The organism is Polaromonas sp. (genome assembly GCF_012927455.1).
Lineage (GTDB): Bacteria > Pseudomonadota > Gammaproteobacteria > Burkholderiales > Burkholderiaceae_C > Polaromonas.
Map to the genome: position 1 here is coordinate 342,608 of NZ_JABBPE010000008.1, position 21,669 is coordinate 364,276.

Annotated in this window: 18 protein-coding genes; 10 read left to right on the forward strand and 8 right to left on the reverse strand. The window is 60.9% G+C overall.

Going from position 1 to position 21,669, the window contains the following annotated elements:
- The first annotated feature begins 108 nt into the window (after window positions 1-108).
- Entirely contained in the window at window positions 109-945 is an 837-nt protein-coding gene (locus HHJ18_RS10160) for a c-type cytochrome (RefSeq protein WP_296914733.1), read from the forward strand.
- 493 nt (window positions 946-1,438) lie between these two features.
- Here HHJ18_RS10160 and ffh read toward each other — a convergent pair whose 3' ends face one another.
- Window positions 1,439-2,797, reverse strand: a complete 1,359-nt coding sequence (gene ffh / locus HHJ18_RS10165; RefSeq protein WP_296914736.1) for a signal recognition particle protein — start codon at window positions 2,795-2,797, stop codon at window positions 1,439-1,441.
- A 79-nt stretch (window positions 2,798-2,876) separates the two neighbouring features.
- Between ffh and ccsA the strand changes: the two genes are divergently transcribed.
- The 8 genes from ccsA (at window position 2,877) to HHJ18_RS10205 (ending at window position 13,140) form a co-directional block, all read left to right on the forward strand.
- Window positions 2,877-3,677 carry a cytochrome c biogenesis protein CcsA gene (gene ccsA / locus HHJ18_RS10170; protein ID WP_296914739.1) on the forward strand — a complete coding sequence of 267 codons (801 nt, stop codon included), beginning with the start codon at window positions 2,877-2,879 and terminating at the stop codon, window positions 3,675-3,677.
- Entirely contained in the window at window positions 3,674-3,922 is a 249-nt protein-coding gene (locus HHJ18_RS10175) for a PP0621 family protein (protein WP_366558825.1), read from the forward strand. Before ccsA ends, HHJ18_RS10175 begins: the two co-directional genes overlap by 4 nt.
- Window positions 3,923-5,641, forward strand: a complete 1,719-nt coding sequence (locus HHJ18_RS10180; protein WP_296914741.1) for an ATP-binding protein — start codon at window positions 3,923-3,925, stop codon at window positions 5,639-5,641.
- A gap of 4 nt (window positions 5,642-5,645) precedes the next feature.
- On the forward strand, window positions 5,646-7,121 hold the full coding sequence (locus HHJ18_RS10185; protein WP_296914743.1) for a sigma-54 dependent transcriptional regulator: 1,476 nt from the start codon (window positions 5,646-5,648) through the stop codon (window positions 7,119-7,121).
- A complete protein-coding gene (gene ampD / locus HHJ18_RS10190; protein ID WP_296915187.1) occupies window positions 7,114-7,719 on the forward strand; it encodes a 1,6-anhydro-N-acetylmuramyl-L-alanine amidase AmpD in 606 nt (201 codons plus the stop codon). The genes HHJ18_RS10185 and ampD overlap by 8 nt, the downstream gene beginning before the upstream one ends.
- A gap of 436 nt (window positions 7,720-8,155) precedes the next feature.
- Complete coding sequence (locus tag HHJ18_RS10195) at window positions 8,156-11,065, forward strand: ribonucleoside-diphosphate reductase subunit alpha (protein WP_296914744.1); 2,910 nt, start codon at window positions 8,156-8,158, stop codon at window positions 11,063-11,065.
- Between the two features lie 133 nt (window positions 11,066-11,198).
- Complete coding sequence (locus HHJ18_RS10200) at window positions 11,199-12,437, forward strand: ribonucleotide-diphosphate reductase subunit beta (protein ID WP_296914746.1); 1,239 nt, start codon at window positions 11,199-11,201, stop codon at window positions 12,435-12,437.
- 190 nt (window positions 12,438-12,627) lie between these two features.
- On the forward strand, window positions 12,628-13,140 hold the full coding sequence (locus HHJ18_RS10205) for a histone H1-like DNA-binding protein (RefSeq protein WP_296914749.1): 513 nt from the start codon (window positions 12,628-12,630) through the stop codon (window positions 13,138-13,140).
- Between the two features lie 198 nt (window positions 13,141-13,338).
- Here HHJ18_RS10205 and HHJ18_RS10210 read toward each other — a convergent pair whose 3' ends face one another.
- The 7 genes from HHJ18_RS10210 to HHJ18_RS10240 all read right to left on the reverse strand — a co-directional run bounded on the left by HHJ18_RS10210 (window position 13,339) and on the right by HHJ18_RS10240 (window position 19,860).
- On the reverse strand, window positions 13,339-14,241 hold the full coding sequence (locus HHJ18_RS10210) for a carbohydrate kinase family protein (protein WP_296914752.1): 903 nt from the start codon (window positions 14,239-14,241) through the stop codon (window positions 13,339-13,341).
- Window positions 14,242-14,257: 16 nt separating this feature from the next.
- Window positions 14,258-15,388, reverse strand: a complete 1,131-nt coding sequence (locus HHJ18_RS10215) for a DUF3426 domain-containing protein (RefSeq protein WP_296914755.1) — start codon at window positions 15,386-15,388, stop codon at window positions 14,258-14,260.
- 88 nt (window positions 15,389-15,476) lie between these two features.
- On the reverse strand, window positions 15,477-16,367 hold the full coding sequence (prmA, locus tag HHJ18_RS10220; protein ID WP_296915189.1) for a 50S ribosomal protein L11 methyltransferase: 891 nt from the start codon (window positions 16,365-16,367) through the stop codon (window positions 15,477-15,479).
- Between the two features lie 77 nt (window positions 16,368-16,444).
- On the reverse strand, window positions 16,445-17,794 hold the full coding sequence (accC, locus tag HHJ18_RS10225; RefSeq protein WP_296914758.1) for an acetyl-CoA carboxylase biotin carboxylase subunit: 1,350 nt from the start codon (window positions 17,792-17,794) through the stop codon (window positions 16,445-16,447).
- 77 nt (window positions 17,795-17,871) lie between these two features.
- Window positions 17,872-18,321: an acetyl-CoA carboxylase biotin carboxyl carrier protein gene (accB, locus tag HHJ18_RS10230; protein ID WP_296914760.1), complete on the reverse strand. Its 450-nt coding sequence runs from the start codon at window positions 18,319-18,321 to the stop codon at window positions 17,872-17,874.
- Between the two features lie 352 nt (window positions 18,322-18,673).
- Window positions 18,674-19,255 carry a TlpA disulfide reductase family protein gene (locus HHJ18_RS10235; protein ID WP_296914762.1) on the reverse strand — a complete coding sequence of 194 codons (582 nt, stop codon included), beginning with the start codon at window positions 19,253-19,255 and terminating at the stop codon, window positions 18,674-18,676.
- Window positions 19,252-19,860, reverse strand: a complete 609-nt coding sequence (locus HHJ18_RS10240; RefSeq protein WP_296914765.1) for a hypothetical protein — start codon at window positions 19,858-19,860, stop codon at window positions 19,252-19,254. Before HHJ18_RS10240 ends, HHJ18_RS10235 begins: the two co-directional genes overlap by 4 nt.
- Before the next feature lie 234 nt (window positions 19,861-20,094).
- Here HHJ18_RS10240 and mpl point away from each other — a divergent pair, with 234 nt between their 5' ends.
- Window positions 20,095-21,552, forward strand: a complete 1,458-nt coding sequence (gene mpl / locus HHJ18_RS10245) for a UDP-N-acetylmuramate:L-alanyl-gamma-D-glutamyl-meso-diaminopimelate ligase (RefSeq protein ID WP_296914766.1) — start codon at window positions 20,095-20,097, stop codon at window positions 21,550-21,552.
- Window positions 21,553-21,669: the final 117 nt, after the last annotated feature.

A 21,669-nucleotide genomic window follows, 5' to 3' on the forward strand; every position in this document is an offset into this window, starting at 1 on the left:
GACCGTGCCGTCCATAAACGCATTTTTCTGCAAAGGCGCGCAGGTTCATGAAGGACAACGCCGATAGTTGACTACAAGAACCAGGCAGTGGCGGCAAAATGCTCAGCCATGAAAGCAGCTCCCGCACTGTCAATTGCCGCCGTCCTGCTGACGGCGCTGGCGGCGGGCGCAGGCTTGCTGGTGATTTACTCCGGCGTCTACAACGTTGCCGCCACTTCGCAGCACCTGCAGCCGGTCTATTCGCTGTTGGAGATCGCCCTGCGCCATTCGGTGCGGCTGCGCGCCCGCCAAATTGAGACCCCGGCGCTGGACGAGCCCGAGCGCATCCAGCGCGGTGCCCTGCTGTTCCACGGCAAGTGCGTGCAATGCCACGGCGCGCCCGGTGTGGCGCAAGGCGACATCGGCAAAAGCATGCAGCCCCTGCCCGGTCCGCTGGTCGATGCCATGCAGCGCTGGCGCCCGCGCGAGATTTACTGGATCACCCGCCACGGCATCAAGATGACCGGCATGCCCGCCTGGGAGTTCAGGCTGGACGATGCACAGCTGTGGGACGTGGTGGCTTTTGTACAGCGCCTGCCGGGGCTGACGCCGCAAGACTATGCCCAGGCCACGCGCGGTGCGGCGCTCCCCACCAATCCAGCGCCAGCTGACGAGCAACGCCTGCTTCCTTCTGCCGAACGCGGACGCCTGGCCCTGACCCAGTACGCCTGCAACGCCTGCCACACCATTCCCGGCATCACTGGTTCATCGCCCCAGGTCGGGCCGCCGCTCAAGGGCCTGGCCAGCCGCCGCGTCATTGCTGGCAAGCTGATCAACACGCCCGACAACCTGGTCAAGTGGCTGCGTCATCCCAAAGCCGTGAAACCGCTGACCGCCATGCCCGACATGGGCGTGAGCGAGGCAGATGCGCGCGACATGGCGGCCTATCTGAGCACCTTGCACTAGTTGCAGAAAACAGATTGCTATTTAATTGATAGCTAGTTACGAGCGTCCAGCGGGGGCTAGAGGCATATTTCATCATCAAAAAAAGCTTGGGGTCAGGTCCTTTATTCCTACTTTTCAGAGCAGAAAAGCTGAGGCAACGCAAAAGTTATGGCGATGAGAGACACGAGTTTCCTGCACCTCAATGCCGCAATGGCCTGCAAATACTCTGGCCTCTCCCATTAGCTTCAAGTATGAAATCAGCCTCCAGCCCCGGCAAACCGCGCGTAAACAGCTATGAAATAAATAGCAAACCTCGCATTCGCGCTGGTGGCCGACCTCACTGACGCAAAGCATTGATAGAACAATCCCGGGCTTGCTATCTGCTTGAATCGCTCGCACACCCAACCACCCAAGCGCCGGGTTTTGCCAAGGACTGCATTCGCTATCATTTCAATAGCTTATTGCGCCCGTAGCTATTGGGCTAGGGGCTTATTTAGCCCCTAAAATCAGCTCATCAGAACTTCGGCATGCCTTTCATGCCGCCCATGCGCTTCATCATCTTCATCATGCCGCTGCCCTTCATCTTTTTCATCATGCCCTGCATCTGCTCAAACTCCTTGAGCAGGCGGTTGACTTCCTGAACCTGCACACCTGAGCCGGCAGCAATGCGGCGTTTGCGCGTGGCCTTTATCAGCTCAGGCTTGCGGCGCTCCAGTGGCGTCATGCTCTGGATGATGCCTTCCTTGCGCTTGATGTCTTTTTCGGCCTTTTCCATGTCGACCTGACCGGCCTTGGCCGCCATTTGCGCCGGCAGCTTTTCCAGCAGGCTGGACAGGCCGCCCATGTTTTTCATCTGTTGCAGCTGGCTCAGGAAATCGCTGAGGTCAAAACCGTCGCCGGACTTGATCTTGGCGGCGAGCTTTTGCGCTGCGGCCATGTCCACCCCGGCCGCCACCTGCTCGACCAGCGCGACGATGTCGCCCATGCCCAGAATGCGGCCGGCGTGGCGCTCGGCGTCAAACACTTCGAGACCGTCAAGCTTTTCGCTGGTGCCGGCAAACTTGATCGGTGCGCCGGTAATTTGCCGCACCGACAGCGCCGCACCGCCGCGCGAGTCGCCGTCGGTCTTGGTCAGGATGATGCCGGTCAGCGGCAGCGCTTCCTTGAAGGCCTTGGCGGTGTTGACGGCGTCCTGGCCCTGCATGGCATCGACGACGAACAGCGTTTCGACCGGATTGAGCACCGCGTGCAGTTCCCTGATCTCGTTCATCAGGGCTTCGTCAATCGCCAGGCGGCCGGCCGTGTCGACCAGCAGCACGTCAAAGAAGTGGCGGCGCGCGTAGTCGAGCGCGGCTTTGGCAATGTCCACCGGCTTTTGATCCGGCGTGCTCGGAAACCATTCGGCACCGGCCTGCTTGGTCACCACCTTGAGCTGCTCGATGGCCGCCGGCCGATACACGTCGCCGGATACCGTCAGCACTTTTTTCTTGCGCTTTTCTATCAGGTGCTTGGCCAGCTTGGCCGTCGTGGTGGTTTTGCCGGCGCCCTGCAGACCGGCCATCAGAATCACCGCCGGCGGCTGCGCGGCCAGGTTGATGTCGCTGACGCCTTCGCCCATGGTCGCCGCCAGTTCGCGGCTGACGATGCCGACCAGCGCCTGGCCGGGCGAGAGCGAGCCCATCACTTCCTGGCCGAGTGCCTTGTCCTTGACGCGGGCGATGAAGTCGCGCACCACCGGCAACGCCACGTCGGCTTCGAGCAGCGCCATGCGCACTTCGCGCAGCATGTCTTGCACATTGGCTTCGGTGATGCGGGCCTGGCCGCGCATTTCCTTGACGAGGCGCGATAACTTGTCGGTAAGGGCTGAAGCCATAGATGGAATCCGGAAATGGAGGCTCCGCGCGGGGAGCAAAAAGGTCTGGGCAGACCTGAGCAGGAGCTAAACTCTAGCGATGATTTTAGCTTTGAGCGCCTGGTGGGGTTTTGCGGTGGCGGCAGGCGCCGCCATCGCCTATGCGGTCCTTGCGCTGGTCAGCCCGCGCCTGGGCTCAACCACGCTGCGCGGCCTGTTGCTGGCGGCCTGGTTGTTGCACGCACTGGCCCTGGCCGACGGCCTGCTGGGCGAGCCGCCGCGCTTCGGTTTTGCGCCTGCGCTGTCCATGACGGTCTGGCTGGTGCTGACGGTGTATGCGATTGAAAGCCGGCTGTTTCCGCAGCTGCGGCCGCATTGGGCGTTGGCCGGACTGGGCAGCGCCGCCGTCATCGTGACGGTGATTTTCCCTGGCACCAGCTACCACGTCATCGCGTCGCCCTGGTTGCCGCTGCACTGGGCTTTGGGCATTGCCTCGTATGGGCTGTTTGCCGCCGCGGTAGTGCATGGCTGGCTGATGAACCGCTCCGAACGCGCGATCCGGCTGGCAGTGCCCACCGATGCCGGCGTGCCGCTGCTGACGCTGGAACGCCTGACCTTTCGTTTCGTCGAAGCGGGTTTTGTGCTGTTGTCGGCGACCTTGCTGGTCGGCTGGCTGTTTGCAGAAACGCTTTACGGGCCGGGGCTGGCGTGGAAGTGGAACCACAAGACAATATTTTCAGTGCTGGCATGGCTGACCTTTGCCGGTCTGCTGGCCGGGCGCGCCCGCCTGGGCTGGCGTGGCCACCAGGCGGTTCGGTTGCTGTACCTGGGCTCGGGCTTGCTGCTGTTGGGTTACGCCGGCTCACGCTTTGTTCTAGAACTCATCCTGAAGCGCGCATGAACATGAAGTACCTGCTGGTCACGGCGCTGATAGTGGTCGTTTTCTGGCTCTGGCGCCACAACCGGGAGGCCGACCGAAACGAGGCGCAGCGTAGCCGCCAGCGCCCGCCCGCCAAGCCATCGCATGAAGTCACCGAGGTGGTGGCCTGCGCAGTCTGCCAGGTGCATCTGCCGCGCTCCGATGCCCTGCCTGGCCCTAACGGTTTTTACTGCAGCGATGCGCATCGCCGCCAAGCCGGGGGCTGATTGACTTCCGTAGGCCACTCGTGGCTGGAATCGGCAGAACACGCGTCTGAGAGCCGGCAGGCCACACCCGAGCTGGGCGCTTTCGGCCGGCTCTGGCGGGTTTTCATGACGGCACGCGTGGCGATTGCCGGCGTGCTGATCGTGCTGCAAGCCTTCATCCATGCCCTGGGCAATCTGGGCAATCGCTGGTCCATCGCCGTCTGCATTGCCTACCTGTGTGCCACGCTGGCGGTCCGGCTCTGGGCCAGTCCGCGCCCGCCGCGAAGCAGCTTTGATGCGCAATGGCTGTCCACCATTGGGGTGGACGTGCTGGCGTTTTCGCTGCTCAATTTCCTGCAATCGGGCGGCATCAACTACACCCCGCTGTTCGCGCTGCCGGTGCTGCTGTCGTCGTTTTTGGGACCTATCCTGCTGGCTTTCGGCACGGCTGCCAGCGTCACGCTGCTGCTGCTGCTCGAAGCCTGGTGGAGCTCCCTGCCTTCGCTGATTGAATTCAGCGGGCGCTTTCTGCAGTCGGGTCTGAGCGGCACGGGCTTTTTTCTGGTGGCGCTGCTGGCCAACCAGCTGGCCTTGCGGCTGGCGCGCGAGGAGTATCTGGCCAAGACCAGCGAGTCGGCTGCGCGCATGCAGGGCCAGGTCAATGAGCTGGTGATTGAAGCGCTGGCCGAAGGCGTGCTGGTGGTCGATGTCCACGGCGTGGTGCGCTCGGCCAATCCCGCTTCCCGGCGCTTGCTGGTCACGCACGATGCGCTGCCAGCCGCCCCTTTCACCTTCGCCTCTGAAGCGGCCTGGCAACCGCTGCTGGAGCTGATGCAGCACACCTTTGCGACGCGGTCGCCGCAACAGGCAGACCTCAGCCTGCAATCTACCGCCGGCAACGCCAGAAGACTGCAGGTACGCACCCGCCTGGCTGCCTCGACCAGCGACACGCAAGAGGGCCTGTGCGTGATGTTTCTGGAGGATCTTCGTGAAATGGAGGCACGCGTGCGTACCGAAAAAATGGCCGCCATGGGCCGCATGTCGGCGGCCGTGGCCCACGAAATCCGCAACCCGCTGGCCGCTATTTCGCAAGCCAACGCGCTGCTCGAAGAAGACCTGCACGATCCGGCGCAGCTTCAACTCACCACCATGGTCAGGCAAAACGCGCAGCGCCTGGACAAAATTGTTGAGGAGGTGCTGAACATTTCACGGGCCCAAGGGCAGATCCCCATGCCCCGCACCACCACGCTGTTGCTCGACGAGACGGTGCTGCGCATCGCGGCAGACTGGGCCAGGCAAGCCGCGGCGGCTCAGCGCCTGCAGCTAAGCCCAGGCTGCGCCCATGCAGCGGTGTGGTTTGAGCCTGAACATTTGCGCCGCCTGCTGATCAACCTGCTGGACAATGCCCTGCGCTACGCCAGCACCTCGGCCCACGCAATCGAAGTGGCCACCCAGATGGCGGGAGCCGGACAAGCCCGGCTTTCGGTGTGGAGCGACGGCAAGCCGCTGGAAAAATCGGTGCAGACGCATCTGTTTGAACCATTTTTCTCCTCCGAAAGCCGCTCCAGCGGTCTCGGCCTGTATATCTGCCGGGAACTGTGCGAAGGCCACGGCGCGCTGATAGGCTACCAGCGCGTGCTGCGCGCAGGCCTGGAAGGCAATGAATTTTTTGTCTTGTTCAGGCCTGGGTCGCAGCCCGTTAGCCTTGATCCGCCCGCTTTTGACACACTTCTTGTCTGAGACCATGAGCCCGACCTTAGCTGCCGCCCAGGCGCCCCACATTCTTGTCATTGATGACGAGCCCGATCTGCGCACGTTGTATGAACTGACGCTGCTGCGGGAGGGCTACCGGGTGGAGGCGGCCGGCAACTTGCTGCAGGCGCGCGAACAGCTCAAGGAGCATCGCTTCGATGCGGTCATCACCGACATGCGCCTGCCCGACGGCCTGGGGCTTGAACTGCTGCGAGACATGCTGGGCCAGCAACGGGCCGAGCGCTGCGTCGTCATCACGGCGCATGGGTCGGCTGAGAACGCGGTGGAAGCGCTCAAGGCAGGAGCCTTTGACTACCTCACCAAACCGGTTGACCTCAAGCAGTTTCGCAGCGTGGTGGCGTCCGCCATACAAGGCACCCGAAGTCTGGCGCAGCCGGCCCGGCTGGAGGACGGCGTACGCGAGATGGGCACAGCGCCCGGCGCGCCGGCAGCGCCTGCAAAAGTGACTGGGGCAGCCGAGGGTTCTACCCTGTTGCAAAAGCTGGTCGGTGAATCGCCCGCCATGCGCGCCGTCAAGTCGCGCATTGTCAAAGTGGCCGGCAGCATGGCACCGGTACTGATACAGGGTGAATCGGGCACCGGCAAGGAACTGGTGGCGCGCGCGGTGCACGGTTGCAGCCACCGCGCTGCCGGCCCCTTCGTGGCGGTCAATTGCAGCGCGATTCCCGAAAACCTGATGGAGGCGGAGTTTTTTGGCGCGCGCAAGGGGGCGTACACCGGCGCCACGCAGGACCGCCTCGGACTTTTTCAGACCGCCAAGGGCGGCACGCTGTTTCTTGACGAGATCGGCGACCTGCCGCTGGCGATGCAGGCCAAGCTGCTGCGCGTCATTCAGGAACGCAGCGTGCGCTCGCTCGGCTCGTCGCAGGAAGAAGCGGTGGACGTGCGCATCGTCAGCGCCACCCACAAGGACCTGGCCGCCGAGGTGCAGGCCGGCAGCTTTCGCCAGGATTTGTATTACCGGCTCAACGTGATCGAAATTGCCGTGCCGCCGCTGCGCGAACGGCGTGAGGACCTGCCGGCGCTTTGCCATGCCTTGCTTGCCAAAATTTGCCAGGAAGCCGGCTCAAGCGACTCTAATGGCTCTGGCATGCCGGAGGTGAGCGCTGCGGTGCTTGAGCAGCTGCGCTCGCACCCCTTGAGCGGCAATGTCAGGGAATTGGAAAATATTTTGCACCGCGCGCTGGCGCTGGGCGAAGGCAGCAGCCTGCATTTCGATGCGCCGGCGCAGGGTTTTGTGGCAGTCCCGGAAAACCTGCAAAATTTTCTGGACCAGCAAGAGCGCGGCATTCTGACCAAGGTACTGCAGGAGACCGGTTTCAACCGCACGGCCGCTGCGGCCAAGCTAGGCCTGAGCCTGCGTCAGATCCGCTATCGCATTGCGCGGCTCAACATCCTGACGCCGGGCCACGATGACGCTCTGGAGGCAGCCGATGACGATGCCTGAGCGTCACCGCCACCCGGCCAGCCTTAGCAACCCGGCCCTGTGGCGGGACGGCTGGTACCGCTACGCCCGCGCCCTGGCTTCGCCCAACTTTGGCCCGCGCCCGGCCGGCGCGCCAATCGACTTGGTCGTGATTCATTCAATCAGCCTGCCGCCCGGCGAGTTTGGTAACGGCAACGTGCAGCGCCTCTTCACCAATCAGCTTGACTGGCAGGCCCACCCCTACTTTCAGGGCATTCGCGGCTTGCAGGTGTCCGCGCACTTTTTCATCACCCGCACCGGCGCGCTGTGGCAGTTTGTGGCGTGCGGTGACCGGGCCTGGCATGCTGGGGAATCAAGCTACCGCGGGCGCGGTAACTGCAATGACGACTCCATCGGCATCGAGCTCGAAGGACTCGAAGGCGGCAGCTTTGAAGCGCCGCAATACGAAACCCTGGCGGGGCTGTGCGCGGCGCTGCTGCAGGCCTATCCGATCGCGCACATTGCCGGGCACGAGCACATTGCAGCAGGACGCAAACAGGACCCTGGTCCGGGTTTTGACTGGCCCCGCTTGCAAGCCTCGCTGGCTGCGCCGGCTCGGTGTTTTCCCGCAGTCAGCTGATCTGCGCAAGCACTGGGCGGTGCCCCGCGCGGAAAAAATAAAACAGCGGGCATTTTTTAATCTCCAGCACGGGCCGGCATTACCTCAGACAAAGCCGCGCCGAGCCGCGCCGGCGCTGGGCCGGTCTGACTGCAGCCTTGTCAAACAAGGCGTTGAACGCGATTCGGTGAGTCGTTCCTGCGGCTTGTCGAGACGTTAAAAAACAAAACAATTCGGCCCCACAAGGTAACAGTGAATTCAGTCCACGATACGCTACCGGTAGTGGCTTGTGTTCACCTTAGACCCTAGGTATAGTGTCTAAGCCTTCATTCAGTTTGATGTGATTTCGGTCAGACAGCGAAGAAATCAGCGCGCCGGCGGAACCGGCCTGCCACCGCTGCAGACTGTCCTGCGCCACCCTTCAAACCCGTTATAAATCCAAGCAAAAGAGGAATTCATGCAGACAGCACAACGTCCAGTGCCCGCCACGTCCAGCGTTTCGGCTCGCAACCCCGCCAGCACCGCTATCGACGCGCCAGCCAATCCGCTCGCCGACTACCAGATCATTCGCCGCAACGGCGCCGTCGTGCCGTTCGAACCCGGCAAGATCGTCGTGGCCATGATGAAGGCTTTTCTGGCCGTTCATGGCACTCAGGGCGCGGCTTCGGCCAGTGTTCGTGAAACAGTGGACGGCCTGACGCAGACTGTGATTCGCGCCTTGGTGCGTTCGCGCCCCAGTGGCGGAACCTTTCATATTGAAGACGTGCAAGACCAGGTGGAGTTGGCCCTGATGCGCGACGGGCACCACGAAATTGCCCGTGCGTATGTGCTCTACCGTGAAAAACGCACGCAGGAACGGGCGCGCCAGCCGCAAGCCGCGGCGCCCGAGGCAGCGTTGCTACATGTGACGGATGGCGGCCAAAAGGTGGCACTCGACCTGCGCCAGCTGCAGGCACTGATTGAAGCCTCCTGTGCCGACCTGGGCGCCGATGTCCAGGCCGCACCCATCGTGCAGGAGACCATGCGCAATCTGTACGACGGCGTGCCGATCGAGGAGGTCTACAAGGCCTCCATCTTGGCGGCCCGCACCCTGATTGAAAAAGATCCGGACTACACCTACGCCACCGCACGCCTGCTGATGCACACCATCCGCAAGGAAGTGCTGGGCGAAGAAGTCAGCCAGCAAGAAATGGCCAGCCGCTATGCCGAGTACTTTCCGGCGTTTATTGCCAAAGGAGTGCAGAACGAGTTGCTCGACGAGAAGCTGCAGCAGTTCGACCTGGCCCGGCTGGGCGCGGCACTCAAGCCCGCACGCGACCTGAAGTTTGACTACCTTGGGCTGCAGACCCTGTATGACCGCTACTTTTTGCACCTGCGCAAGCAGCGCATCGAGTTGCCGCAGGCCTTCTTCATGCGCGTGGCGATGGGGCTGTCGCTCAATGAAATTAACCGTGAAGAGCGGGCCATCGAGTTCTACGAAATCCTCTCATCGTTTGACTTCATGTCGAGCACGCCGACGCTGTTCAATGCCGGAACGCTGCGTTCGCAGCTGTCGTCGTGCTACCTAACCACGGTGGCCGATGACCTGGGCGGCATCTACGACGCCATCAAGGAAAACGCCCTGCTGTCTAAATTTGCCGGTGGCCTTGGCAACGACTGGACGCCGGTGCGCGCTTTGGGCGCCCATATCAAGGGAACCAACGGTGAATCCCAGGGCGTGGTGCCGTTCCTAAAAGTGGTCAACGATACCGCCGTAGCGGTCAACCAGGGCGGCAAGCGCAAGGGTGCGGTCTGCGCCTACCTGGAAACCTGGCACCTCGATATCGAGGAATTCCTGGAACTGCGCAAGAACACCGGCGATGACCGCCGGCGCACGCACGACATGAACACCGCCAACTGGATTCCCGACCTGTTCATGCGCCGCGTGATGGAAAAGGGTACCTGGACATTGTTTTCGCCCAACGACACGCCTGACCTGCACGACAAATTCGGCAAGGAATTCGAGACGCTTTACACGGCCTATGAAGCCAGGGCCGAACGCGGCGAGATCAAGCCCTCGCGTCAGCTCCAGGCCACCGACTTGTGGCGCAAGATGCTGTCCATGCTGTTCGAGACCGGCCATCCCTGGATCACCTTCAAGGATGCCTGCAATATTCGCTCACCGCAGCAGCACGCGGGTGTTGTGCACTCGTCCAACCTGTGCACCGAGATCACGCTCAACACCAGCGAGACCGAAACTGCCGTGTGCAACCTCGGCTCGGTCAACCTGGTCCAGCATTTGAAGGACGGCGCGGTCGACCATGACAAGCTGAAAAAAACCATCACCACCGCCATGCGCATGCTGGACAACGTGATCGACATCAACTACTACGCCGTCAAAAAAGCCCGCGACTCCAATATGCGGCACCGCCCGGTGGGTCTGGGAATCATGGGCTTCCAGGACTGCCTGTACGAGTTGCGTCTGCCTTACGCTTCACAGGCAGCGGTCGACTTTGCCGACCAGTCCATGGAAGCGGTCTGCTTCCACGCCTACTGGGCATCGACCGAGCTCGCCAAAGAGCGCGGCAAGTACGCCAGCTACAAGGGCTCGCTCTGGGATCAAGGCATTTTGCCGCTGGATACGCTGGACCTGCTGCTTGAGCAGCGCGGCGGTTATGTCGAAGTTGACCGCTCTGCCACGCTGGACTGGGAGGCGCTGCGCCAGAAGATCGCCAAGGACGGCATGCGCAATTCCAACTGCGTCGCCATTGCGCCGACCGCCACCATCTCCAACATCATCGGAGTGGACGCCTGCATCGAACCATGCTTTGGCAACCTCTCGGTGAAATCCAACCTGTCGGGCGAATTCACCGTGATCAACGGCTACCTGGTCAATGATCTGAAGCGCCTGGGGCTGTGGGACGACGTGATGGTGGTGGACCTCAAGCATTTTGACGGCTCGCTGCGCCCGATCGACCGCGTGCCACACGACATCAAGGCGCTTTACGCCACGGCATTTGAAGTGGAAACCTCGTGGATCGTGGAGGCGGCCGCGCGTCGCCAGAAATGGATTGACCAGGGGCAATCTCTCAATATCTACATGGCGGGCGCATCGGGCAAAAAGCTTGACGACACCTACAAGCTGGCTTGGGTGCGCGGGCTGAAAACCACTTACTACCTGCGCACCATGGGCGCCACGCACGCCGAAAAATCTACCGTGAAAGCGGGCAAGATGAACTCGGTTTCATCCGGCCCTGCAGCGGCAAGCGGCGCAATGACCGCGCTTGAGATGGCCGCAGCGACGGCGCATATGCAAATGATGGCGTCACCCGCAACCGATATCAAGTTCTGCGCGATCGACGATCCAGGTTGCGAGGCTTGCCAATAAAAAAATATCGAATCGTGCGATGAAAACCAGCGCACGATTCGATGCAATTGAGCAACACAAATTTGCAGCGATGTAAATGAACACTTTTCATTTTGTAGCGCTGCTTTCATAATCAGAAAATATTGGAACCTCTATGTTGACCTGGGACGAAGAAGTCAAACCATCGCCGCAAAACTCTCTCCCCAGTGGCCTGTCCAATAGCCGCTCGCCCGCGCATCCGCATCCTTCTTCCGCACTGCCTCAAGCCCCCCTGCATACGCTGCATGATGGCGCTTCCTTTGAATCTTTTGAAGCCCCCTACGCATCTCAAGCCGCTGCGAACAACGCATCCGCCGCGGCCGTACCGGTCAAGGCCCAGCGCGTCAAGGCTTCCGACAAACGCATCATCAACGGCCAGACCGACGTCAACCAGCTGGTGCCGTTCAAATACAAATGGGCCTGGGAAAAATACCTCGCAAGCTGCGCCAACCACTGGATGCCGCAGGAAGTGAACATGACGCGCGACATCGCGCTGTGGAAAGATCCAAACGGCCTGACCGAAGATGAGCGCCGCCTGGTCAAGCGCAACCTGGGTTTCTTCGTCACCGCCGATTCGCTCGCCGCCAACAACATCGTGCTGGGAACCTACCGCCACATCACGGCGCCCGAATGCCGCCAGTTCCTGTTGCGTCAGGCTTTTGAAGAAGCCATCCATACCCATGCTTACCAGTACATCACCGAGTCGCTGGGCCTGGACGAGGCGGAGATCTTCAATGCTTACAACGAAGTGCAGTCGATCCGGGACAAAGACCAGTTCTTGATTCCTTTCATTGAGGTGATTTCCGACCCCCACTTCAAGACCGGCACCCCCGAAACTGACCAGACCCTGCTCAAGTCTTTGATTGTGTTTGCCTGCCTGATGGAAGGCCTGTTCTTCTATGTGGGTTTCACGCAGATTCTTGCGCTGGGGCGCCAGAACAAGATGACAGGCGCGGCCGAGCAGTACCAGTACATCCTTCGCGATGAATCCATGCACTGCAATTTCGGCATCGATCTGATCAACCAGCTTAAGCTGGAGAATCCGCATTTGTGGACGGCAGAGTTCAAGGCCGAGATCAAGGCTTTGTTCATGAAAGCCGTTGAACTCGAGTACCGCTACGCCGAGGACACCATGCCGCGCGGCGTGCTGGGCCTTAATGCATCCATGTTCAAAGGCTACCTGCGCTACATCGCTAATCGCCGCGCCACGCAAATTGGACTTGAAACTCTCTTCCCTAACGAGGAGAATCCGTTCCCGTGGATGAGCGAAATGATCGACCTAAAAAAGGAACGTAATTTTTTTGAAACCCGCGTGATCGAATACCAGTCCGGTGGTGCTCTTTCCTGGGATTGAACGACAAAAGATTCGTACAAAAATGACTTCAAGAATTGCAATGACCAGTGACAGCACCGCAGAGTGCGCGTTGGGCTTTGCTCCTGTGTTCGCGGCGCTGGGCCCGGTTAAGCCGTCCGCCCAACGCCGTGAATCGCTTCGCGTACTCCAAACGTGAAGTGCTCTTTGCAACGTGATCAAGGAGAAAACTATGGCAACTGCGAAAAAATCTGCGGCTAAAAAAGCTGCTCCAAAGAAAGCGCCGGCTAAAAAAGTAGCGGCTAAAAAGGCGCCGGCTAAAAAATTGGCCGCCAAAAGAGCGCCAGCGAAAAAAGTAGCGGTTAAAAAGGCGCCAGCGAAAAAGGCTCCGGCCAAAAAGGCGCCAGCTAAAAAAGTAACGGCTAAAAAAGTAGCAGCGAAAAAGGTGCCAGCGAAAAAAGCCCCGGCAAAGAAAGTAGCGACTAAAAAAGTAGCAGCCAAGAAGCCGGCTGCCAAAAAAGCGGCGGCGAAAAAGCCTGCTACAAAAAAAGTAGCAAAGAAAGCAGCGGCGAAGAAACCAGCTGCGAAAAAGCCCGCTGCAAAAAAAGCCGCGAAAAAGCCCGCTGCGAAGAAAGCCGCGAAGAAACCCGCTGCGAATGCAGCAGCTGTTGTGACAGCGCCTGCCGCTCAGACGACGCTGAACCCGCAGGCTGCCTGGCCGTTTCCTACAGCCAGCAAGCCGTAAACAGCACGGCCTTTCGGCCTCAAGCCCGATGTCGCAAGATGTCGGGCTTTTTTACTTCTGTCTTCGGCCGTCACGCTGGAAACGGCCGCTGACTGCTTGTCCGGAAAATAGGCCGCATCGGGATGGATCGCGGGAATTTTCCCGGTCAGGAGCTGTTTGCTATAATTTTAATAGCTACTAACGCCCGCCAGCTATGGGCTATCCCTTAATTTGAGCAGAACTCAGGGTGTAATTCTGACCGCCGCGGCTGGCGATCTTGTGCGCGCCCACCCGGTTGCCCAAAGCCGCGCAGCGGACCAGCGGCCAGCCCTGCTCCAGACCGTAAAGCAGCGCGCCGCGAAAGGCGTCGCCACAACCGGTCGGATCGACCACCGCCTCGGCCTTGACCGGTGCCACCAGGGTCTTCGCACCATCCAGCCAAACCTCGCACCCCTCTGCCCCTAGTGTCACCACCAGGCCCCGAACCTGCCGGGACAGCTGCTCGCTCGACAGGCCAGTGCGCTCGCTCAGCATGCGCGCTTCGTAATCGTTGACCGTCACCCAGCTTGCCAGCTCAACAAAATGAGCGAGCTCCTTGCCGTCAAACATCGGCAGACCCTGACCCGGGTCAAATACAAAGGGAATGCCGGCGGCCTTGAACTGTTCGGCGTGCTGCAGCATGGCATCGCGCCCGTCGGGCGAGATCATCCCCAGCTTGATATCGCTGCGCGCCGCTATTTGGGTGAGGTGGGCCTGCATCATCGCGCCCGGGTGAAAGGCGGTGATCTGGTTGTTGTCGCGGTCCGTCATGATCATGGCCTGCGCGGTATAGGTATCAGCGACGGAACGGACAAACTCGGTGCTCATGCCCAGTGTTTTCAGGCGCTCGACATAGTCAGCGCCGTCGCTGCCCACCGTGGCCATGGGCAAGGGCGTACCGCCCAACTGCTGCAGGCTGTAAGCGATATTTCCGGCACAGCCCCCGAATTCGCGGCGCAGCGCGGGGACCAGAAAAGATACGTTGAGGATGTGCAGCTGGTCGGGCAGGATCTGCTCGGAAAATCGGCCCTCAAAAGTCATGATGGTGTCAAACGCCAGGGAACCACAAATCACAGCAGACATTCAGTTCTCGATTCTGTCAAGGGTAAAAAGCAAGGACGCGGTAGCCGGCAACCCGCAATGGCGCAGCTGACGCGGAAGATGGCAGCGACGCCACGTTGGCGAGGCCGCCGTCGGCTGAAACTTTCATGATCACGGCGCTGGCCAGCTCGGAGTGGGCGGCCAGTGTGCCGGTACTGGCTCCAAACAACGCTGGCGCCAACACCCGGCGCACCAGCGCCTGGTCCTGGGCATCGGTTAGGGTCACCTCCAAAGAAGGCATTTCCAGAGCTGCCGCGGCGGTATTCTTGAGTGAAAAATTAAGGCGATACGCATCCGGGCCGAGTCGGTTAAAGCTGGAGCTGTCGATCACCAACGATTCGATATGGCGCGGCGGCCGAATTTCGCAACCCAATACGCTGCAAAGTGTTTGCAGCAGCGGTGTGAAGCGTGGATCGCGCGCCGCCAAAGTGTCTTTTTGCTGGGTTACCCATTGCAGCGCCAGCAAGGCCAGCAACAGCACAGACAACGCCGCCAACGAGCGCCGAGCCGGCGGCTGTGTCCAAAAAGCTTTGCGACGCGCTTCACGAACAAAGGAAACATCGGGCAGGGCATCAAAATCACTGCTTTCAACGGCCATTGCTTGGGCCGCCGCTACTCGGGCCTGCGCCACGACCGGGGTCGCCAGATCGGAGTCATCCAGGGTCGCGGTGTGGACTAGCTCCTGCAGGCGCGGCGGCAGGTCGCCCGGCGCCGCGCTGGTCTCCCGCCCGGACTGCGCCTTTTCTTGCGCGCCGCCCTGTTGCGCCAGCTGCCAGCTTGCCAGGTCAAAATCGCCGGCGCTGTCTGGTGCATTATCGGGTTCGGACAGCGCAGGCTTCAGCAGTACCAGCTCCACCAGCGAGGGGGCCGGTGCAAGAATCGACTTCTGCGGCGCCTGCGCTTCTGCGCTGTTTTGCCAGCGTGACGCCTGCGCAACTTCCTGCTCATCGGCGTCAGGCGCCAGGGCCGCTGGCTCAAGCAAGGCGGATTCGCGTTGCAGCAGGTGCGTCGCGGCATCAAACACTTCAGCGCAATGCCCGCATCGCACCCAGCCTTGCGAGACTTTGAGTTGATCGGCCACGACTTTGAACATCGTGCCGCAAGCGGGGCAGCGCGTAAGCAGGCTCATTTAGCGCTGTATTGTAGGGGCTCGTTGCCACCAGACCGGACTGGAAAGCAACCCCGCGCGCGGCGGTCAGGCTTGCTCCAGTACGCGCTCACAAGTCCGCGGTCATCAGTATCCAGCCGTCTTCCTCGTTGTGCACCTGAAGCTGGCAATAAGGCGCGTAGGCGGCTTTGAGCTCATCGGCCTGACGCGCCAAAATGCCTGCAAGCACCAGATGGCCACCCTTTTCCACATGCGCGCAGAGCAGCGGCGCCAGCACGCGCAAAGGCGTTGCCAAAATGTTGGCGAGCACCGTGTTGTAGCCACCGACCGCCTTGTCGGGCAAGCCGGCCTGCACGCGCACATGGTTGGCCTCAGCATTGGCACGGGTTGATGTCACCGCCGCCTCGTCAATATCGACGGCGTCGATGTCCGACGCACCATACTTGGCAGCGCCAATCGCCAAAATGCCCGAGCCGCAACCGTAGTCGAGCACACGCCCGAGCGAATTGCCGGCGGCACTCTGGCCGGCAATCCACTGCAGGCACATGCGCGTGGTGGGGTGGGTGCCGGTGCCAAAGGCCAGACCGGGGTCAAGCCGTATTACCTGCCTGGCCTGCGCCGGTGGCTCATGCCAGGTTGGCACAATCCAGAATTCGGGTGTGATCTCAACCGGGGTGAACTGCGATTGCGTCAGCCGCACCCAATCCTGTTCGGGCACGGCCTGAATCACGACCAGCTGGCAAGCGGCAAAAAAATCCTGCGCTGCCAGCAAAGCGGCGGCATCGCGCGCCAGGGTCTCGGAGGCAAACAGGGACACCACGCGCGAGCGCTCCCAGCCGGCTTGGGGCGGCGGCATGCCGGGCTCGCCAAACAGGGCCTGCTCGGCCGGCGTCTGGGCGTCGGCATCTTCCACCGACACGCTGAGCGCGTCCAGCGCCTCCAGCGCCTCACTGAGCGTTTCCACTTCGTGGACCGGCGCCAGCAAAATGAGTTCGTACAGACTCATAGTCCCTGCCCTGCGTGCGCAGGGAGCCTCTGCATGACCCGCATCGGGCCGCTTGCCAAATAAATCACTGCCTAGCGTTGACGCTTGGACAGCCACTCTTCAAGGTAGTGGATGTTGGTGCCGCCGTCCATGAACTTCGCATCGACCATCAGCTCGCGGTGCAGCGCGATATTGGTGTTGATGCCTTCGACCACGGTTTCGGCCAGCGCGGTGCGCATGCGCGCCAGCGCCTGCTCGCGGGTATCGCCGTGAACAATGATCTTGCCGATCATCGAGTCGTAATTGGGCGGCACGAAGTAGTTGGCGTAGATGTGCGAATCGACCCGCACCCCGGGGCCGCCCGGCGTATGCCAGGTCGTGATGCGTCCCGGCGAAGGGATGAACTTGTACGGGTCTTCGGCGTTGATGCGGCATTCAATCGAATGGCCCTTCAACTGGATGTCACGCTGGACAAAGGGCAGTCTTTCGCCGGCCGCCACCATGATCTGCGTTCTCACGATATCCACACCGGTGATCCACTCCGTCACCGGATGCTCCACTTGGACGCGGGTATTCATCTCGATGAAGTAGAACTCGCCGTTCTCAAAAAGAAACTCGAAGGTGCCGGCACCCCGGTAGCCGATTTTCTTGACGGCCGCCACGCAGCGCTCGCCGATTCGTTCGATCAGCTTGCGCGCAATGCCCGGCGCCGGCGCTTCTTCGATAACCTTTTGGTGGCGGCGCTGCATGGAGCAGTCGCGCTCACCAAGCCAGACCGCGTTTTTATGCTGGTCGGCCATGATCTGGATTTCGATATGCCGCGGATTCTGCAGGAATTTCTCCATGTAGACCTCGGGATTGCCGAAGGCCGCGCCGGCTTCGGCCTTGGTGGTCTGCACCGCATGCAACAGCGCCGCCTCGGTGTGCACCACGCGCATGCCGCGGCCGCCGCCGCCGCCAGCGGCCTTGATGATGACGGGATAACCGACCTGCTTGGCGGTGCGCTTGATGATCGCCGCGTCATCGGGCAGCGCGCCCTCCGAGCCCGGTACGCAGGGCACACCGGCCTTGATCATGGTTTGTTTGGCCGATACCTTGTCGCCCATGGTGCGGATCGACTCAGGCGACGGGCCGATGAACTTGAAACCGCTTTTTTCAACGCGTTCGGCAAAATCGGCGTTTTCGCTCAGGAAACCATAGCCCGGGTGAATCGCTTCCGAGTCAGTGACCTCGGCCGCCGAAATAATGGCCGGCATGTTGAGGTAGCTCAGGCTTGACGCTGCCGGCCCTATGCACACCGCCTCGTCGGCCAGCTTGATGTATTTCGCCTCGCGGTCCGCTTCGGAATACACCATCACGGCCTTGACGCCGAGCTCCCGGCAGGCGCGCTGGATGCGCAGCGCAATCTCGCCGCGGTTAGCTATCAGTATTTTTTTAAACATTCGTCGAAGAACTTGGTCTGGCCGGATCGGCTGATCGGTTATCTGACAGTGGGCAACAGCGCCGCTTAGTTACTCAATTACTCAATAAGGAAGAGGGGCTGCCCATATTCCACGGCCTGGCCATTTTCGGAAAGGATTTTGGTGACGGTACCTGACTTGTCGGCCTCGATCTCGTTGAGAATTTTCATGGCTTCGATGATGCAGATGGTTTCGCCTTCGCGGATCACGCTGCCGACCTCAACATAAGCTTTGGCGCCAGGGCTGGCGGAGCGGTAAAAAGTACCGACCATGGGCGACTTGACGGCGTGGCCGGCAGGAACAAGCGCTGCAGCGTCGGCCGCCGGCACTGCCGACAGCGCTGTCGCTTGCGGAGCAAGTGCTATGGGGGCGGCAGCTTGCTGCATGACGAGAGGAGCTCCGCTGGACTTGACAATGCGTACCTTGCCTTCAGCTTCGGTAATTTCCAGTTCGGACACATTGGACTCTGAAACAAGATCAATCAGTGTCTTGAGTTTTCTTAAATCCATAAATTCTTTCCAACAACGGTGGCCTGGCTAGCGCGAGGAATTCTGCGCGCACCTTCTGAAAATGTGGGGAGACCGGCACGAGCACCAATCTTCCTTCTTTTTTCGCTTACTCTCTGCTTTTACGCTCTAAAGCGCTCAAAGGCTAATCATTTGGCGCGGCAACCGACAGGTTGACGCGTGAAAAAGCAGAGTGTACCCCAAGCCAAAGCGCCTCTAGTGCCTGCGTGTGAAGCACTTGCCAGTGGAAATAGCCCACTCTTTATGTAAGAAATAAATGCGAATAAGCACAAAATGCTACATTTTGAAGCGTTTTGGCTACTGATGACAAAACCCGTGCGGGTGGATTCAAAAGCTACTTGAGCTGCGCCCAAAGCCCGAGATCCTCGGGTTTGATTTTGCCGACCTTGCGGTAAAGGAGCCGACCAGAAGCGCCAAATACCACCGAATACGGCAGGCCGCCCGCCAGATTGCCCAGCGTCTTGCTTAACTCGGCGCCTTGCAGGCCCGCCATGCCGACCGGAAAATTCAGCGGCTTGGTCTCCAGCCAAGCACGCACGGCGCTCGGCTGATCGACCGCCAGGCCTACTACCTGCCAGTTCTTGTCCTTGTTTTCCTGATAAAAGTAATCCAGCAAAGGCAGCTCCTCGATGCAAGGAGGGCACCAGGTGGCCCAGAAATTCACCAGCAACCGCTTGCCGTGAAAGCTGCGCATGGGCAGTGGTTTGCCGTCCGGCGTGTCAAAGCTCAGGCTCCAGAACGTTTCGGCGGCAGCAGCGTCGCCGGCTGAGACCGCCGTGTCTGCGCCCGCCGCTGGCGCCACGGCGCTGACCTCGCCGCGCAGCGCATGCGGCTGAAATTTCCACCACGCCGCCCCGGCGCCAGCCAGGCCGGCTGCAGCGGCGACGCCGCCATAAAGCATATTTCTGCGATTCAAGTTTCAGACTCCAAAGGGATAAAGAGCAATTTTTGCACGGCGGCCAGGTCGCCGCGCGGCGCGCGGCCCTTGCCATCGGGTCGCAAGGCACCACGCAAGTCGTCGTGATCGTAGACCATCAAATGCACGCCAACCGTTTCGTTCAGGGCTTGGCAGACGCTGCGCAGGCTGAGCGCCTCCACACTGCCGCCGGTAAAGCCCGTAACGGTGCGCGGCTCGTAAACCACGTTGTGCTCGATCAAGGCGATTTCGGCCGACTTCGGGTCGTCGCAAAACAGCTGGATATAGATATCTGACAGCCGCGTCGCCGTGCCATGCCAGACGGCGCCGCCCAGGTAAGGCCGGAACTGGCTCAGGCGCTCCATCCATAGCAGCGCCACAGCGCGCAAGGCCGCCAATTCGGCGGGTTGGGTGTCCGCGCAAAACAGCGCAATATATTCATGCACGGCGTCTTCCAGCGCATCGTTGCCGGGCAGTTCGGTGCGCGCAGGCAAGCCCATCTGTTTGACCGCACGGCGCTTTGCCGGACCGTATTCCAGCCCTTCTTCGACCACCAGCGCAGCGGCGGTGGCGGAAATTTCGGATTTCAGGGTGTGTGGGTTCAAGGTATGGAGTCGGTATGTGGGCACAGGAGAGTGAGCAAGGGCGGCCCAAAAGCTTTGTTTTCCGTTAGGTTCACGCCGGCGTACAAAGTTCACGCTCCGCAAATTTGCTATTGAATCAGGAGCGCGTTACGCCCGTAAATACCGGGCAATCAACCTATTTTGCTTGAAAACTCGGTAAAACTTCAGCATCGTTGCTGGCCGGCTCACTGAGTGCCCTGCCTAGAATACACCCCCATGCACATACATATTCTGGGAATTTGCGGCAGCTTTATGGGAGGGCTAGCCGCCTTGGCGCGCGAGACCGGACACCAGGTTACAGGGTGCGACAGCGCCGTTTACCCACCCATGAGTGACCAGCTGCGGGCTTTGGACATTGAACTGACAGAAGGCTACAGCGCCGACCAGCTGGACCAAGCCGGCTTTGCGCCCGACATGTTTGTGGTCGGAAATGTCGTGTCGCGCGCCCATCAGGCCGACGGCAGCGCCAGATACGAGTTGATGGAAGCCATTTTGAACCGTGGCCTGCCCTACACCAGCGGCCCGCAATGGCTGGCCGAGCATGTCTTGCACGGTCGCCATGTGTTGGCCGTGGCGGGTACCCACGGCAAAACCACCACCACCGCCATGCTGGCCTGGATTCTGGAAAGCGCGGGCCTGCGGCCCGGTTTTCTGGTCGGCGGCGTGCCACTCAACTTTGGCGTGTCGGCCCGCCTGGGGAAAGGGGGTAAAGGGGGCAAAGGCAACACCTTTGTGATTGAAGCCGACGAGTACGACACCGCGTTCTTCGACAAACGCAGCAAGTTCCTGCATTACCGGCCGCGCACCGCCATCTTGAACAACCTGGAGTTTGACCACGCCGACATTTTTGACGACCTGGCGGCGATCGAGCGGCAATTTCATCACTTAGTGCGCACCGTGCCTTCGGAAGGCCGGGTCGTCGTGAATGCCTGCGACGAAAGCCTGCGCCGCGTACTGGCGCAAGGCTGCTGGAGTGAGCAGGTACTCTTCGGCAGCAGCCCGCTGAACCACAGCGGCTTTACCGCCCAGGGCGAGCCGAGCGACTTCAAGGTGCTGAAGGCCGGTCGCCCCGTGGCGCGTGTGCAGTGGGCCATCAGCGGCCTGCACAACCAGCTCAATGCCCTGGCCGCCATCGCCGCAGCCGAGCATGTGGGGGTAGCCCCCGAGCTGGCAGCGCGGGCACTGGCCGAATTCCAGAACGTCAAGCGCCGCATGGAAGTGCGTGGCGTCGTCCACGTCCACGATCACGTCCATGGCGCAGGCTCAAGCGAGGGCGACATCACCGTGTACGACGATTTTGCACATCACCCGACGGCCATCCACACCACGCTCGACGGCCTGCGTCGCCAGCTCGACGGCAAAGGGGAAACCGGCGCGCGCATCCTGGCCATCTTCGAGCCGCGCAGCAACACCATGAAGCTGGGCACCATGACAGCGCAGTTGCCCTGGAGCCTGGAGCGCGCCGACCTGGCTTTTTGCCATGCCGGCGGACTCGACTGGGATGCCAGGGCCGCCCTCGCCCCCATGGGCGCGCGCGCCCAGGTGGCGGACAGCCTGGAGCAGCTGCTGGCGCAGGTCAAAGCGGCGGCCCGGCCCGGCGATCATTTGCTGTGCATGAGCAATGGCGGATTTGGCGGCATTCACGCCAAGCTGCTGCAAGCGCTGAAATCCTGAAACGGCAAGCGGCGCCTGTTTGCTATTAAATTAGTAGCTGCTTGCGTCCGTGGATATTGGGCTAGAGGCAAACAACGCGTTAAAAACAGGTCAGTTTAAGCCAGCGCAGCCTGACCC

Bases quoted from the DNA above. Each gene is read 5' to 3' on its own strand.
- HHJ18_RS10160 (WP_296914733.1), top strand. From the start codon at position 109: ATGAAAGCAGCTCCCGCACTGTCAATTGCCGCCGTCCTGCTGACGGCG.
- ffh (WP_296914736.1), bottom strand. From the start codon at position 2,797: ATGGCTTCAGCCCTTACCGACAAGTTATCGCGCCTCGTCAAGGAAATG.
- ccsA (WP_296914739.1), top strand. From the start codon at position 2,877: ATGATTTTAGCTTTGAGCGCCTGGTGGGGTTTTGCGGTGGCGGCAGGC.
- HHJ18_RS10175 (WP_366558825.1), top strand. From the start codon at position 3,674: ATGAACATGAAGTACCTGCTGGTCACGGCGCTGATAGTGGTCGTTTTC.
- HHJ18_RS10185 (WP_296914743.1), top strand. From the start codon at position 5,646: ATGAGCCCGACCTTAGCTGCCGCCCAGGCGCCCCACATTCTTGTCATT.
- ampD (WP_296915187.1), top strand. From the start codon at position 7,114: ATGCCTGAGCGTCACCGCCACCCGGCCAGCCTTAGCAACCCGGCCCTG.
- HHJ18_RS10195 (WP_296914744.1), top strand. From the start codon at position 8,156: ATGCAGACAGCACAACGTCCAGTGCCCGCCACGTCCAGCGTTTCGGCT.
- HHJ18_RS10200 (WP_296914746.1), top strand. From the start codon at position 11,199: ATGTTGACCTGGGACGAAGAAGTCAAACCATCGCCGCAAAACTCTCTC.
- HHJ18_RS10205 (WP_296914749.1), top strand. From the start codon at position 12,628: ATGGCAACTGCGAAAAAATCTGCGGCTAAAAAAGCTGCTCCAAAGAAA.
- HHJ18_RS10210 (WP_296914752.1), bottom strand. From the start codon at position 14,241: ATGTCTGCTGTGATTTGTGGTTCCCTGGCGTTTGACACCATCATGACT.
- HHJ18_RS10215 (WP_296914755.1), bottom strand. From the start codon at position 15,388: ATGAGCCTGCTTACGCGCTGCCCCGCTTGCGGCACGATGTTCAAAGTC.
- accC (WP_296914758.1), bottom strand. From the start codon at position 17,794: ATGTTTAAAAAAATACTGATAGCTAACCGCGGCGAGATTGCGCTGCGC.
- accB (WP_296914760.1), bottom strand. From the start codon at position 18,321: ATGGATTTAAGAAAACTCAAGACACTGATTGATCTTGTTTCAGAGTCC.
- mpl (WP_296914766.1), top strand. From the start codon at position 20,095: ATGCACATACATATTCTGGGAATTTGCGGCAGCTTTATGGGAGGGCTA.